8 protein-coding genes are annotated in these 14,675 nt (G+C 76.4%); 6 read left to right on the top strand and 2 right to left on the bottom strand.

Annotated elements, in window-relative coordinates; translation table 11 throughout:
* Nucleotides 1-13: 13 nt before the first annotated feature.
* Both HTZ77_RS41325 and HTZ77_RS41320 read right to left on the bottom strand, forming a co-directional pair.
* Entirely contained in the window at nucleotides 14-3,562 is a 3,549-nt protein-coding gene (locus HTZ77_RS41325) for an ATP-binding protein (protein WP_205304600.1), read from the bottom strand.
* Nucleotides 3,563-3,699: 137 nt separating this feature from the next.
* Nucleotides 3,700-4,668, bottom strand: coding sequence for an aldo/keto reductase (locus HTZ77_RS41320; RefSeq protein WP_175595244.1), 969 nt, complete (start codon nucleotides 4,666-4,668; stop codon nucleotides 3,700-3,702).
* A gap of 193 nt (nucleotides 4,669-4,861) precedes the next feature.
* Between HTZ77_RS41320 and HTZ77_RS41315 the strand changes: the two genes are divergently transcribed.
* From HTZ77_RS41315 to HTZ77_RS41290, 6 genes are all read left to right on the top strand, one after another.
* Nucleotides 4,862-6,025 carry a sensor histidine kinase gene (locus HTZ77_RS41315; RefSeq protein WP_175595243.1) on the top strand — a complete coding sequence of 388 codons (1,164 nt, stop codon included), beginning with the start codon at nucleotides 4,862-4,864 and terminating at the stop codon, nucleotides 6,023-6,025.
* Nucleotides 6,026-6,142: 117 nt separating this feature from the next.
* Nucleotides 6,143-8,758 carry a class III lanthionine synthetase LanKC gene (gene lanKC / locus HTZ77_RS41310; protein WP_175595242.1) on the top strand — a complete coding sequence of 872 codons (2,616 nt, stop codon included), beginning with the start codon at nucleotides 6,143-6,145 and terminating at the stop codon, nucleotides 8,756-8,758.
* 3 nt (nucleotides 8,759-8,761) lie between these two features.
* Nucleotides 8,762-8,893: a SapB/AmfS family lanthipeptide gene (locus HTZ77_RS41305; protein ID WP_175595241.1), complete on the top strand. Its 132-nt coding sequence runs from the start codon at nucleotides 8,762-8,764 to the stop codon at nucleotides 8,891-8,893.
* A gap of 72 nt (nucleotides 8,894-8,965) precedes the next feature.
* Nucleotides 8,966-10,966: an ABC transporter ATP-binding protein gene (locus HTZ77_RS41300; protein ID WP_328809069.1), complete on the top strand. Its 2,001-nt coding sequence runs from the start codon at nucleotides 8,966-8,968 to the stop codon at nucleotides 10,964-10,966.
* A complete protein-coding gene (locus HTZ77_RS41295) occupies nucleotides 10,963-12,684 on the top strand; it encodes an ATP-binding cassette domain-containing protein (protein ID WP_175595240.1) in 1,722 nt (573 codons plus the stop codon). Before HTZ77_RS41300 ends, HTZ77_RS41295 begins: the two co-directional genes overlap by 4 nt.
* Nucleotides 12,681-14,666: a prolyl oligopeptidase family serine peptidase gene (locus tag HTZ77_RS41290; RefSeq protein WP_175595239.1), complete on the top strand. Its 1,986-nt coding sequence runs from the start codon at nucleotides 12,681-12,683 to the stop codon at nucleotides 14,664-14,666. Before HTZ77_RS41295 ends, HTZ77_RS41290 begins: the two co-directional genes overlap by 4 nt.
* Nucleotides 14,667-14,675 lie beyond the last annotated feature (9 nt).

The raw sequence follows: 14,675 nt of genomic DNA, 5'->3' as shown, positions 1-14,675 counted from the left end.
CGTCGGGTGCGGCTCACGTGGGCTGAACGGGGCGGTGGGGTCCGGGGGCGGTGATGGTCGCGGACACCAGGGCCTCGGCCTCGGCCCGCGACATCGCCGCACCCGCGACGCGCGCAGCCGCGAGCCCGGTGGCGCCGAGGACGTCGGCGGCCCGCTGTGCGGTCATCCGCACGTCGGCGTCGCCAGGATCGTCCCAGCCCCGCAACGCGGTGGCGGCCCCGAGCAGGCGTCCCGCCCGCTCCGGCCGGCCGCGGCCCAGCTCGATCGCCGCGACCGCCACCGCGACCGAGGCCGCGACCGGTGTGTGCCAGGTCAGCGTCAGGTGCACCGCCGGGTGGTCGAGCCGGCGCAGCGCCTCGTCCAATGAGCCCTCCGCGGCGTCCGCCTGGGCGAGCACGCCCAGCAGCAACGCGGTCAGGTGCGGGGTCGACCGGCCGGGTGACGCCTCGGCCAGGGCGGCCAGGGCGTGTTCGCGGGCCGCCCCGGGCTGCTCGGCCCGCCACTCGAGCCGCGCCAGGCCCAGGCGCACCTGTACCAGCGACTCCGCCGAGCCGTTCCGCCCGGCCTGACCGAGCAGGTCCGCCAGCCGTCGCCGCCCGCCGTTCACGTCGCCGGTCTCGGCCAGGCGCAGCGCGGCCGCGACCTCGTTCTCCATGGTGTGCTCGGCCATGCCGAGCTCCCGGAAGAGCCGGGTGGCCCGCTCGGCCGGCTCAGGCGCGCCGCCGGGCTCGCCGGACCGCAGCAGCGCCGAGTGCAGGGTGCTCAGCGTGGTCGCCAGCCCCCACCGCTCGCCGAGCTCCTCGAAGCCGGTCAGCGCGCGCTTCAGCACGCGCGTCGCCTCGGCGGCGCGCCCGGTGTTCATGGCCAGGACGCCTTGAAGCAGCAGCGCGAGCGACCGGCTCCACGGGGCGGTCGACGCGTCCGGCGAGCCGGACGCATCTGGGACGGCCGACTCGTCCAGCGAGCCGAACACGACCGGACCGGCTGGCGCGTCCTCCGAGCCGAACGCGTCAGGGGTGGTCGGCTCGCTCGCCGAGCCGAATGTCACGGGGTCGGTCGGCTCGTCCGGCGCCCCGGACGCGTCCGGGGCGGCTGGGGCCGGGGCGGCTGGATCGTGGCCCGCGCCTATGGCGAGCGCCAAACGGGCCATCTCGACGACAGGGTGACTGCCAGGTGCGGCGTGCTCCAGCGCCTCCCGGATGCGGTCGAAGGCCGCCTCCGCCTCCTCCGGCCTGCTGATGGCCTCGGTCATGGCGAGCGCGTGCGCGGCGAGCACCAGCGCGCGTGCCCGCGGCTCGGCCGGGCCGCGGACCTGGAGCACGCGGCCGAGCAGGTCCAGCGACTCCGGCGGGTGGTCGCGCAGGAACCAGAACCAGCACAGCGCGACGCCGAAGCGGACCGCCAGGGCGGCGTCGCCGGACTCGACCGCCCAGCGGATCGCGGCCGACAGGTTGTCCCGTTCCGAGGACAGGCGGGCCAGCCACCGTAGCTGGCCGGACGTGCGCAGGTGCGGGTCCGCGGTCTCGGCCAGCCGCAGGAAGAACCCGGCGTGCCGGGCGCGTACGGCGTCGACCTCGCCGCGCCGGGCCAGCCGCGCGAGGCCGTACTCCCGGATGGTCTCCAGCATGCGGTAGCGCGGCTCGACCGGGTCGGCGGGCTCCACCGGGTGCAGCAGGGACTTGTCGGCCAGCGCCGCCAGCAGATCCCGCACGTCGCGCCGCCCGCCGACCGCCGCGTCCTTGATCGAACCGCCCCGACCGCCGACCGCCGCCGCGTGCTCGGTGAAGCCGTCCCACCGGCCGATCGCCGCCGCCGTGTCCTCGGTGAAGTCGCCGGGTACGACCGACAGTCGTTCCAGCAGCAGCCGCTCGTCGCCGTCCAGCAGGTCCCAGCTCCAGGCCACCGCGGCGTCCAACGTCCGGTGCCGTGGCAGCGCGGTGCGGCTGCCGCCGGTGAGCAGGCGGAACCGGTCGTCCAGCCGGGCCGCGACCGCCTCGGCCGGCAGGGCGCGCAGCCGCGCCGCGGCCAGCTCGATCGCCAGCGGCAGGCCGTCCAGGCGGCGGCAGATCTCCACCGCCGCCGCCAGCGCGCCGCCCTCCAGCGCGAAGTCCGGCCGTACCGCGGCGGCCCGGTCGTGGAACAGCCGGACCGCCGCGCAGGCGCGGGCCCGCTCGGCCGTCGCGCCCGGCTCGGGCAGCTCCAGCGGGAGCACCGGGTGCAGGGTCTCGCCGTCGATCCGCAGCGGCTCCCGGCTGGTGGCCAGCACACGGAGTCGCGGGCAGCGGCCGAGCAGCGTCGCGGCGAGCGTCGCGGCGGCCTCGACCACGTGCTCGCAGTTGTCGAGCACCAGCACCAGCTCGCCGTCCGCGAGCGTGTCGGCCAGGTGGTCCAGGACCGCCTCCGGGGGGACGGGCCGCGGCGGGACGCCCTGCTCGCGCGCCCGTAACAGGTCGAGCACCACGCGGGGCACGTCGTCGGCGCCGGCCGGAGCGAGCGGGACGAACCACACCCCGCCGGACGGCGCGAGCCGCCGGCCGACGGTGCCGGCCAGCCGGGTCTTGCCCGCTCCCGCGGGACCGACCAGCGTGACCAGCCGGACCCGGCCGAGCAGGCCGGTCACGCGGCGGACGTCGTCGTCGCGGCCCACGAAGCTGGTGAGCGGGACGTCCAGGTTGCCGTGCGTACGGCGGGGGCGGGGGTGCTCACGGAGCTCCCCGCGCAACACCGCCAGGTGGGCCTCCTGGAGCTGTGGTCCGGGATCGGCGCCGAAGGTGTCCGCCAGCAGGCCGCGGATCCGCTCGTAGGCGGCCAGCGCCTCGGCGCCGCGCCCGTTCAGCGCCAGGGCGCGGACGAGCTGGGCGTGCAGCCGTTCGCGCAACGGGTACGCGGCGGTCAGGGACTCCAGCTCGGCCACGAGGTCGAGGTCGTGGCCCAGCGCGAGCTCGGCCTCGACCCGGTCCTCCAGGGCGGCCAGGCGGGCCCGTTCGAGCCGTTCGGCGTCGGCGGCGGCGAAGGGCGCCTCACGCACGTCCGCCAGGGCCGGGCCGCGCCACAGGCTCAGGGCCTCGCGCAGAGTGGCGGCGGCCTCCGCCGGCCGGGACAGCGCGAGCGCGCGCCGGCCCGCCCGGGCCAGCCGCTCGAACCGTGCGGCGTCGACCGCCTCCGGCTCGACGGCCAGCCGGTATCCGGCCGAGCCCGAGGCGAGCAGCCCGGGGTCGCCCAGGACGCGTCGCAGCCGGGACGCCAGCGACTGCAGCGCGTGCAGGTGGCCGGCCGGGTCCGCCTCTCCCCACAGCGCCTCGACCAGGGTCGCCGGCCGGACGGCCCGCCCGGCGTCGAGCGCCAGGCGGGCCAGCAACGCCCGCAGCCGCGCGCCGCCGACCCACGCCGGGCCGGTGGCGGTGTCCAGCGTCAGGGGACCGAGGATGCCGACGCGCACCCGTCCACTCTCGCCGACCGGCCCGATCGCGTCCGCCGGGAGGCCGCCTTGTTCGCCGCCCGGCCTGATCGCGTCCGCCGGGAGGCCGCCTTGTTCGCCGCCCGGCCTGATCGCGTCCGCCATGGCCCGGAGTCTGTCAGACGTCCCCGCCGGCCTGGCGGGAAGCGCGCGCCCACGCCGTCAAGCGCGCGCCCACGCCGTCAAGCGCGCGTCCATGCCGTCAAGCGCGCGTCCATGCCGTCAAGCGCGCGTCCGCGCCGTCAGAAGCGGACCTCGCGTGGCCGGTACGGCTCGGTGAGCGCGGCCAGCTCCTCCTCCGAGAGGCGCACGTCCACCGCGGCGACCGCGTCGTCCACGTGCCGGTCCTTCGTGGCGCCCACGATCGGGGCCGTGATCGCCGGCTGCTGGAGCACCCAGGCCAGGGCGACCTGCGCGGGGGGCAGGTCCCGCTCCTTGGCGATCCGCGCCACCCGGTCGATGATCAGCTGGTCGTTGTCGGGCTCGTAGAGGAAGCCGATGCGCGGGTCCGAACCGGCCCGCGCGGTGGCCGCGTCCTGTCCGGCGCGGGCCAGCACGCCGCGCGCCAGCGGGCTCCACGGGATGACGCCCACGCCCTGGTCCAGGCAGAGCGGCAGCATCTCCCGCTCCTCCTCGCGGTAGAGCAGGTTGTAGTGCGGCTGCATGGACACGAACCTGGTCCAGCCGTTGACCTCGGCGACGTGCTGCGCCTTGGCGAACTGCCACGCCCACATCGTGGACGCGCCGATGTAGCGGACCTTGCCGGCCCTGACCACGTCGTGCAGCGCCTCCATCGTCTCCTCGATGGGCGTCTCGTCGTCCCAGCGGTGGATCTGGTAGAGGTCCACGTAGTCGGTGCCGAGCCGGCGCAGCGACGCGTCGATCGAGGCGTGGATGTGCTTGCGCGACAGGCCCCGGTCGTTGCGGCCCTTGCCCATCGGGAAGTAGACCTTCGTCGCGAGCACGTAGTCCTCGCGGCTGGGGAAGATCTTGCGCAGGAGGTTGCCGGTGACCACCTCGCTCGCGCCGGCGCTGTAGACGTCGGCGGTGTCGAAGAACGTCACACCGGCGTCGGCCGCGCGGCGGACGAGCGGCTCCGCCTGCTCCTCGGGCAGCGTCCACTCCATCTTGGCCGGATCGCCGAAGCTCATCATGCCGAGGCAGATCCGGGACACCTTCAGTCCGGTTGAGCCGAGTCGGGTGTATTCCATGGGGTCAACCCTATGTGGGGCACGTTTCTCCAGAATTGCGGCCCCGTGGTGTCCGAACCAGGCCATGTCCTTTACAGGCGCCGATCAATCGGGTCGATTAGAGAGAGGGGCGGACCGGGCGTCAGGCGGGGGGCGGGTGTACGGCACAGGGAACGGGTTCGCGTCCCGGTTGCGCTCGGCGGTCGTCACTCCCATGTCCCCGTTGCTGCTGGGCCGGGTCGCGCTGACGGCGGGGCTGGCGGGCGTGACCGCGCCGGTCCAGGCCGCGCTCTCGGCAGGAGGCCTCTCGGCGGGAGGGCCCTCGGCGGGAGGGCTCTCGGGAGAGGCGGTGACGGGCGGGCCGGGATGGGCGTTCGCCGGGGCGGCGGCCCTGCTGGCGCTGCTGGTCGTGCACGCACGGTTCCTGTTCGGGGTGCTGGCGCGCCGCGAGGGCGGGTGGTGGCTGGTCGGGGCGCAGGCGTGGCTGACGTACCTGCCGATGCCGTGGTACGGGGCGGCGTGGACGCCGGTGTGCGGGCTGCTGTCGGGCGCGCTGCTCGTCGTCGCGTACCGGATCCGCTCCCTGGCGCTGGTGGCCCTCGCGGTGACGTGCGGCCCGGTGCTGCTGTGGGCGCCGCCGGGCGCCCTGGACCACACCGGCTGGGCGGTGGCGGCGCCGGCGCTGGGGCTGGCCGAGTACGCCGTGGTGACGCTCGCCGGGCGGGCGCACTGGCTGGCCGGCGCCCGCAACGACGTCATCGAACGGGCGGTCGCGCTGGAGCGCCGCCGGTTCACCCGCGATCTGCACGACCTGGTGGGACACCGGCTGGCGGTCCTGGTGCTGAAGGCGCAGCTCGTGGAGCGGCTGGTGCGGGAGGGCGATCCCAAGGCGGGGATGGAGGCGGGGGAGACGCTGGAGCTGCTGCGCGTCCTCGCCTCGGACGTGCGCGCCGTCGCCCACGGCGCGGGGCACGCGTCGCTGGAGAGCGAGCTGGCGTCGGCGCGCGCCCTGCTGGAGTCGGTGGGGGTGCGCTGCGACGTACGGGTGTCGTGCCGTGAGATGCCGGGGGAGGTGTCCGAGGCGCTGGTCCACGTGCTGCGCGAGGGGGTGACGAACATCCTGCGGCACGCGGCGGCGCGGCGGTGCGTGATCCGGCTGGACGAGCAGGACCGGCTGATCCGGCTGTCGATGAGGAACGACGGCGTCCGCCCGGGACGGCGCCAGCACGGCTACGGCGACGGCGGGCACGGGCTGGTGAACCTCACGGAGCGGGTCGCGCTGCTGGGCGGGTGGCTGGAGACGGAAATCCATGGCGGTGAATTCGCTTTCTCGGCTTTCGTGCCCCGCGCCTATCGTGACCGTCTAACCAGCGTTTGATGAGGAACACACATATGTAATCATATTTCACACAATTTAGCGGTTTAACGTGTTACTAGCCGCAAACCCACCCGGAGCGCCAATCTTTATCCCAGACCGCACCGGGAGGGGCGCCAGATGGACCAGTATGAGCTGTACTGCCTGGCAGACAGCCATTTCTACGACACACTCGGCCGCACCAAGGCCGAGGAGTCGGGCTTCTCCATCCTGCGCCGGCCGCTCCCCGAGGGCTGGGCCCACGAGGTCACCGGGACCTGGTGCTATTACGCCGCCACCGGCCAGCCGCCGCTGCCCCGCCAGGGCTGGAAGATCCACGTCTCCGCCCGCCTCGACGACGCCGAACGGGCCATCTCCGCGGTGTGGGAATATTGTGTCCCCCGCGGAATCGCCTTCAAGTTCCTGCGCGGCCCGGCCGTTCACGTGATGGTCAATTCCAAGGCCGCCTCCCGCGCCTCCAGCGGGAAACTCGTCACCATCTACCCGCGCGACGAGGCGCAGCTCGAACTCGCCCTCAAGGAGCTGCACGAACTGCTGCGCGGCGTCCGCGGCCCGTACGTCCTCAGCGACCTGCGCTACGGCGAGGGCCCGCTCTACGTCCGTTACGGCGGCTTCGCCGAGCGGCACTGCCTGTCCGGCGGCGGCGAGCGGGTGCTGGCCGTCGAGGACGGCGACGGCCGGCTCGTGCCCGACGTGCGCGGCTCCACGTTCACCGTGCCGCCGTGGACGACCCTGCCCGCCTTCCTGGAGCCCCACCTGGCCGCCCGCAACGCGGTCACCACGAACGGCCTGCCGTACGAGATCGAGCAGGTCCTGCACTTCTCCAACGGCGGCGGTGTCTACCTGGCCCGCCACCGCTCGACCGGCGAGCGGCTGGTGCTCAAGGAGGCGCGCCCGCACGCCGGCCTCGACGCCGCCGGACGCGACGCGGTCACCCGGCTCGCCCACGAGCGCGACGTGCTGGAGCGCCTGGCCGGCCTCGACGCGGCGCCCGCGCTGCGCGACCACTTCACGCTCGGCGAGCACCACTTCATCGTGACCGAGTTCGTGGACGGCACGCCGCTCCAGCGCCGCCTCGTCCACCGCTACCCCCTGACCCGGGCCACCTGCGGGCCCGAGGACGTCGCCGCGTACACCCGCTGGGCGCTCGCCACGCTCGACCAGGTGGAGGAGGCCGTCGAGGCGCTGCACGCCCGCGGCGTCGTCTTCGGCGACCTGCACCCGGACAACGTGCTGCTCACCGACGGCGGGCGCGTGGTGCTGATCGACTACGAGGTCGCCACGCTGGTGGGCGACGGCGCGCGCTCCGCGCTGGCGCACCCCGCGTTCGCCGCGCCGCCGGACCGGCAGGGCGTGGACGTCGACAGGTACGCGATGGCATGCCTGCGGTTCGGGCTGTTCGCCCCGCAGTGCACCATCATGCTGCCGCTGCACCGGCCCAAGATCCATCAGCTCGCCGAGCTGGTCGCCGAGCACTTCCCGGGAACGGCGGACATGGCCCGCGCGGCCGCGGCCACCATCGCCGGCCCAAAAGCGGCCACCGTCGCAAGCCCCGGAGCGGTCATCATCGCCGGCCCCGAAGCGTCGTCGACTCGCGTCGCGGACCGCGTGCCCGCGCCGGGGCTCGCGCCCTGGACCGACCTGCGCGACGCGATGTGCCGGGCCATCACCGCCTCCGCCACCCCCGAACGCGACGACCGGCTCTTCCCCGGCGACGTGGCCCAGTTCCGCCCCGGCGGCGGGCTCAACCTCGCCCACGGCGCCGCCGGCGTCCTGTTCGCCCTCACGGCCACCGGCGCCGGCAGGTTCCCCGCGTACGAGGAATGGCTGCGCGAGCGGGCGATGCGGCCCGTCCAGGGCTCGGGGCTCGGCCTGTACGACGGGCTGCACGGCATCGCGTACGTCCTCGACCGCCTCGGACGCCGCGCGGACGCGCTCGACCTGGCCTCCGCCTGCTTACGCGAGCGATGGGACGGGCTCGAGTCCGCTCTCCACTCCGGCCTGTCCGGGATCGGGCTGAGCCTCCTGCACCTCGGCGAGCCCGACCTGACCCGGGCCGCGCTGCGCGCCGCCGACATCTGCGCCGACCGGCTCGGCGGCCCCGGCGACGTCCCCGAGACCAGCGGCGGCGACAACCCCCGCGCCGGCCTCATGCACGGCTCCAGCGGTCCCGCCCTGCTCTTCCTGCACGCCTACGAGCACACCGGCGACGGCGCGCTGCTCGACCTGGCCGCCACCGCGCTCCGGCAGGACCTGCGCCGCTGCGCCACCGCCCAGGACGGCTCGCTCCAGGTGAACCAGGGCTGGCGGCTCCTGCCGTACCTCGACGAGGGATCCGCGGGCATCGCCCTCGTCCTCGCCCGCTACCTCGGCCACCGCGACGACCCCGAGCTCGCCGAGGCGCTGCCCCGGCTGCGGCGGGCCGGCCACGCCGGCTACTACGTCCAGCCCGGGCTGTTCACCGGCCGGGCCGGCCTCGTCGCCGCGCTCCCGGACGGCGACCCCGACGCCGGCCGCCTCGTCGAGGGGCTGCGCTGGCACGCGCTGCCGTTCGCCGGCGGCCTCGCCTTCCCCGGCGACCAGCTGCTGCGGTTGTCGATGGACTTCGCGACGGGCACCGCGGGTGTCCTGTTCGCGCTCGGCTCGGTGCTGGGCGACCAGCCCACGCACCTGCCCTTCCTGGAGCCGGTCCCGCAAGGGCGGCCCCGCAACCCCGACACATGGAAGGAGGTGTGAACCATGGTGCTTCTCGACCTGCAGGGCCTCGAGTCCCCGGCGAGCAGCGACGTCGCCAGCGGCGGCTCCACGCTCACCGTGCTGGGCTGCCACTCCGGCGCTCCCAGCAACCTGAGCGTCGCGGTCTGCCACTGACCCGCGACATCGGCGATCCCCGCGCCGCCGCTCTCGTCGGCGCGGGGATCCCCGGCATTCCGGGGTGATTCGGTGAGGGAGGTACGGGTGCGGGCCGGAGACCGGCTGGTGATGGACGCCGTACGGCGCGGCGGGCCCTGGCCCGTGGTGCTGGCGGTCACGGCCGTCGCCGGGGCCGCCGCCGAGCTGGCCCTGCCGTACGCGGCGGGCCGCACGGTGGACGCCCTCACCGGAGCGTTCGCGGGCGGGGCCACGGAGTCCTCCGCCGGCGTCGTCACCGGGCTCGAAGAAGCTTTCGCGGGCGGGGCCGGTGGCTGGCCGGCCGCCTGCGTCGCGCTCGTCGCGTGTGTCATGGTGTGCGAGAGCGTCGGCGTGTGGGCGCGCGGCGCGAGCGGCGCCCGCGCCGCGGCACTGCTCCGGCGCCGGGTCCTGCGCCATGTGCTGGGCGCCGGGCCCGCCGCCACCCGCCGCTTCCCCGAGGGGGAGCTGGCCACCCGGGCCGGGCTCAACGCCGAGGAGGCGGGCCGCGCCCCGGAGACGGTCACCGGCGCGCTCGCGCTGCTCGTCCCGACGGCCGGCGCGCTCGTCGCGCTCACCCTCATCCACCCCGCCCTCACCGTCGCCCTGGCCGCCGGGATCGTCCTCGTGCTGCTGGTGCTGCGCGGGTTCCTCCGTACGACGACGGCCATCGCGGGCGGTTACCAGGAGGCGCAGGGGGAGATCGTCGCCCGGCTCGTCGGCGCCCTGGACGGCGCCCGCACCATCGCGGCGGCGGGCACCGCCGACCGCGAGGCCGACCGCGTCCTCGCGCCCCTGGAGCGGCTGCGCCGGCACGGCCTGGCCCTGTGGCGGGCCAACGCCTCGGCCGGGGTCCGCGCCGGGCTGGTCGTGCCGCTGGCCGAGGTGGCGGTGCTGGCGGCCGGCGGTCTCCTGCTGGCCTCGGGCGAGCTGACGGTGGGGGAGTTGTACGCGGCGGCGAGGTACGCGGTGCTGGGGTCGGCGCTCAGCACGGGGCTGGGACTGGCCGGGGCACTGGCCCGGGCGCGCTCGGCGGGCGCCCGCCTGGCCGACCTCCTCGCGATCCCGCGCCCCGCCTACGGCGCCCGCGGTCTCACCGGGCCACCCGCCGCCTCGAACGGGGGGACGTCGCCGACGGGCACGCCGAGCGGGGGGATGTCGACGGCGGGCGCGCCGAACGGAGGGATGTCGCCGACGGGCACGCCGGGCCGGGAGGCATGGTCGCCCGGCACGCTGGAGTTCCGGGGCGTGGCGGCGCACGGGCTCGCGGTCGGGGACCTCGTCGTCCCCGGCGGGTCCGTGACGGCGGTCGTGGGGCGCTCGGGCTCGGGCAAGTCGCTGCTCACCGCGCTGGCGGCCCGCCTGGCCGACCCCGAACGCGGGACGATCCTGCTGGACGGCGTTCCGCTGCCCGAGCTGTCGCACGACGAGCTGCGGCGCGCGATCGGCTGTGCCTTCGACCGCCCCGTACTGGTCGGCGACACCATCGGCGACGCCATCGCCCTCGGCCTCCCGGTCGCGCCTTCCGAAGGCGTCGCGGGCGCGCCTCCCGCAGGGCTGCCGGGCGCGCCTCCGGGAGGCGTCGCGGCGGCGGCAGCGGCGGCCAGGGCGGACGGCTTCGTCGAGCGGCTGCCCCAGGGGTACGCCACCCCGCTCCCCGACGCGCCCCTGTCCGGCGGCGAACGGCAGCGGATCGGTCTGGCCCGCGCCTTCGCCCAGGCCGGACGCCTGCTCGTCCTGGACGACGCCACCAGCAGCCTCGACACCGTCACCGAGCGCCAGGTCGGCCGGGCCCTCACCGCCGACCCCGCCGGCCGCACCCGGCTGATCGCCGCCCACCGCGTCGCCACCGCCGCCCGCGCCGGCCTGGTCGTCTGGCTGGACGACGGCACCGTACGCGCCAAGGGAACCCACGCCGACCTCTGGCGCGACCCCGCCTACCGCGCGGTCTTCCAGGACCCCGCCTTCGGAGAGCCGTCCTCCGACCAGGAGACGCCCCACGCGGATAAGCCGACCTCCCCGAAGCGGGCGGTCGCCCAGGAGAAGACCTCATGACCACCCCCGGGACCACCGCCCGCCGCGGCACGGCGACGGCGCCGCTCCGGCGGGCGTTGCGGCGGCACCCCCACCAGCTCGCCCGCATCGCCGCCTGGTCGGTCCTGGAAGCCGTGCCCGCGTTCCTCATCGGGCACGCCGTGGCCCGCGCCATCGAGGACGGCTTCGCGGCGGGCCGCCCCGCCACCGGCCTGGCGTGGCTGGCCGCGCTCGGCGCGGCGTGGCTGCTCGCCGCCGTCGCCGCGCGCCAGATCGTGCTCGCCGTGGCCGCCGTCGCCGAACCGTTCCGCGACGACCTGCTCGCCGTCGTCGTCCACGGCGCCGTACGGCGGGCCGCCGCCACGGCGGGCGCGCGACGCGACAGCGCGGCTGTCACCCGCGCCGGACTCCAGGTCGAGCTGGCCAGGGACGCGTTCGCGGCGGTGGTGACGACGGTCAGGGGGTTCGCGTTCACCGTGCTCAGCGTCGTGCTCGGCCTCCTCACGCTGGCGCCGGGCGCGGCGGCGCTGGTGCTGCCGCCGTTCGCCGCCGGGCTGGGACTGTTCCTGGCGTCGCTGCCGGCGCTGGCGCGCGGGCAGCGCGCGTTCCTGGTGGCCGACGAACGGCTCGCCGAGGCGACGACGGCCACGATGGGCGGGCTGCGCGACATCGCCGCCTGCGGCGCGGAGGAGCGCGAGGGCGAGCGGCTGGCGGCGCGCGTCGCGGAACAGGCCCGCGCGGCACGCGCCCTCGCCCGTGTCACGGCGGTCCGCACGGCCGCGCTGGCCGTGGGCGGGTGGCTGCCCGTCCTGCTGCTCCTGGCGGGGACGCCGTGGCTGCTGCGCGGCGGAGCCGGCGCCGGCGTCGTGGTGGGCGCGCTCGCGTACGTCACGCAGTCGCTCGCGCCCGCGCTCGGCGGGTTCGTGCAGGGGCTCGGCGTCAGCGGCGTGCGGCTGGCGGCCACGCTGGACCGCATCGCCGCCTCGGGAACGGAGGAGGCGCCGCCGGTGCCGCGCCTGCGCCCCGAGGGCGCGGAGGTCCGGCTGCGCGGGGTCGCGTTCGCGTACGGACCGCACGCGCGGCCGGTCGTGGCGGACCTCGACCTGCGTGTGCCGGAAGGGGAGCACCTGGCGGTGGTCGGGCCCAGCGGGGCGGGCAAGTCCACGCTGGCGGCCCTGGTCAGCGGCCTGCTGCGGCCCGACGCCGGTGAGGCGCTGATCGGCGGCGTCCCGGCCGCGTGCGCCGCCCCGTCCGCCCGGGTCCTCATCCCGCAGGAGGCGTACGTCTTCCGCGGCACGCTCCGCGACAACCTCACGTACCTGGCCCCGCGAGCCCCGGACGGCGAGCTCGGGCGGGCCGTGGCGGCGCTCGGGGCGGAGGACCTGGTGGAGGCGGCCGGCGGGTACGACGCGCCGCTCGACCCCGCCGTCCTGTCCGCCGGACAGCGCCAGCTCGTCGCCCTCGTCCGCGCCTACCTGTCGCCCGCCCGCCTCGTCGTCCTGGACGAGGCGACGTCCTGCCTCGACCCGGCCGCCGAGGCCCGGGTGGAGCGGGCGTTCGCCCGGCGCGGCGGCACGCTCGTCGTGGTCGCGCACCGCATCACCTCGGCGCGGCGCGCCGGCCGCGTCCTGCTCATGGACGGGCCGGACGTGCGCGCCGGCACGCACGACGAGCTCGTCCGCACCGCCCCCCTGTACGCCGACCTGGTCGGCCACTGGCAACCGGAGCCCGTGTCATGAAATATCCGGACGCGATGCGTCTGCGCCACATCGACCACCTCCACGGCCACGACGTCGCCGACCCCTACCGCTGGCTGGAGGACCCCGGCACCCCGGAGACCCGCGCCTGGCAGCAGGTGCAGGACCGGCTGTGGCGCGAGCACGCCGCCACGCTGCCACTGCGCGACCGGTTCGAGGCGCGCCTGATGGAGCTGAGCGCCGCCGGCCTGGTCACGCCGCCGCTGTGGCGCGGCGGGCGTCGCTTCCACCTGGCCCAGTCCGCGGGGCAGGAGCATCCGGTGCTGCACCTCGACGGCCGGCCGGTCCTCGACCCGTCGGCGATCGACCCGTCGGGACTGACCACGCTCGACGGCTGGCAGCCGGACCACGACGGCCGCCTGCTCGCCTACCAGGTGTCCCGGCGCGGCGACGAGCGCGCCGACCTGCGCGTCCTCGACCTGGACACCGGCCGGCCGGTGGGCGGCCCGATCGGCGGCTGCCGCTACTCGCCCGTCGCCTGGCTGCCCGGCGGCGACGCCTTCTACTACGTCCGCTTCCGCCAGGGCGTCTACCTGCACCGCCTCGGCGACCCGGCCGACGTGGAGGTGTTCGCCCGGGGCCCGGTCGCGTACGGGCTGCAGACCAGTGGCGACGGCCGATGGCTGGTCATCACCGCGGGCACCCGGGCGGGCAACGGCGCCTGGCTGGCCGGCCTGTCCGCCGGCGACCCCGCCCGGCTCGACCCGCGTCCCGTCCACGAAGCGGGACGCGAGCGTGACGCCCGCACCGAGGCGGCCGTCGGCCCCGACGGCCGCCTCTACGTCCTGACCGACCAGGACGCCCCGCGCCGCCGGCTCTGCGTCGCCGACCCGGCGGAACCGTCGGCCTGGAAGGAGCTGGTCCCGGAGGACGGGGCGGCGGTGCTGGGCGCGTTCACGGTGCTGGACGGCGACCGGCTGCTCGTCGCCCGCACCCGCCACGCCGTCGGCGAGATCGGCGTCCACGACGCGGTCACGGGGGAGCGGCTGGCGGAGGTGCCCCTGCCGGGCAGCGGCACCGTCACCGCCCTGACCTCGCGTCCGGGAGGCGGCCACGAGGCGTGGTTCGGCTACACCGACGCCGTGACCCCCGCCGAGGTCTGGCGCTACGACGCCCGCGACGGCGCCGCGACCCGCTGGGCGACCGCGCCCGGGCACCTGCCGTTCACGGAGGTGGAGAGCCGGCACGTCGAGTACACCTCGGCCGACGGCACGCGCGTCCGCATGGTGGTCTCCGCCCTGCCCAGCCGTGACGGGCCGCGGCCGGCGATCCTGACCGGGTACGGCGGGTTCGGGGTGCCGCTGACGCCCGCGTACGCCGCCGACTCGCGCGCCTGGGTGGAGGCGGGCGGCGTCCTCGCCGTGGCGCAGTTGCGCGGCGGCGGCGAGGAGGGGGAGTCCTGGCACCGCGACGGCATGCTCGACCGCAAGCGGAACGTCTTCGCCGACTTCGAGGCCGCCGCCGAGAAGCTGGTCGCCGACGGCTGGACGGAGCCGGGCCGCCTGGCGGCCTGGGGCGAGTCGAACGGCGGCCTGCTCGTCGGCGCCGCCCTGACCCGCCGCCCCGACCTGTTCGCCGCCGTGATCTGCTCGGCCGGGCTGCTCGACATGGTCCGCTACGAGCGCTCCGGCCTCGGCGCCTCCTGGGCGACGGAGTACGGCACGGCCGCCGACCCGGAGCAGCTCGCCTGGCTGCTCGGCTACTCGCCCTATCACCACATACGCCAGGGGGCCGCGTACCCGGCGACGCTCTTCACGGTCTCGGGCGGCGACTCGCGGGTGGACCCGATGCACGCCCGCAAGATGTGCGCGGCCCTGCAGGCGGCGACGTCGGGGCAGGGGCCGGTGCTGCTGCGCCACGACCCCGACGTCGGCCACGGCGCCCGCGCGGTCAGCCGCTCCGTCGCGCTCGCCGCCGACGTCCTCGCCTTCGCCGCCGCCCACACCGGCCTCACCGCGTCCTGACGGCACTCC

The organism is Nonomuraea montanisoli (assembly GCF_013363975.1).
Taxonomy (GTDB): domain Bacteria; phylum Actinomycetota; class Actinomycetes; order Streptosporangiales; family Streptosporangiaceae; genus Nonomuraea; species Nonomuraea montanisoli.
Note: the sequence above shows the minus strand (reverse complement) of the source record. Positions and strands in the feature narration are given on the sequence as shown.

Bases quoted from the DNA above. Each gene is read 5' to 3' on its own strand.
- lanKC (WP_175595242.1), top strand. From the start codon at position 6,143: ATGGACCAGTATGAGCTGTACTGCCTGGCAGACAGCCATTTCTACGAC.
- HTZ77_RS41315 (WP_175595243.1), top strand. From the start codon at position 4,862: ATGTCCCCGTTGCTGCTGGGCCGGGTCGCGCTGACGGCGGGGCTGGCG.
- HTZ77_RS41290 (WP_175595239.1), top strand. From the start codon at position 12,681: ATGAAATATCCGGACGCGATGCGTCTGCGCCACATCGACCACCTCCAC.
- HTZ77_RS41325 (WP_205304600.1), bottom strand. From the start codon at position 3,562: ATGGCGGACGCGATCAGGCCGGGCGGCGAACAAGGCGGCCTCCCGGCG.
- HTZ77_RS41320 (WP_175595244.1), bottom strand. From the start codon at position 4,668: ATGGAATACACCCGACTCGGCTCAACCGGACTGAAGGTGTCCCGGATC.
- HTZ77_RS41305 (WP_175595241.1), top strand. From the start codon at position 8,762: ATGGTGCTTCTCGACCTGCAGGGCCTCGAGTCCCCGGCGAGCAGCGAC.
- HTZ77_RS41295 (WP_175595240.1), top strand. From the start codon at position 10,963: ATGACCACCCCCGGGACCACCGCCCGCCGCGGCACGGCGACGGCGCCG.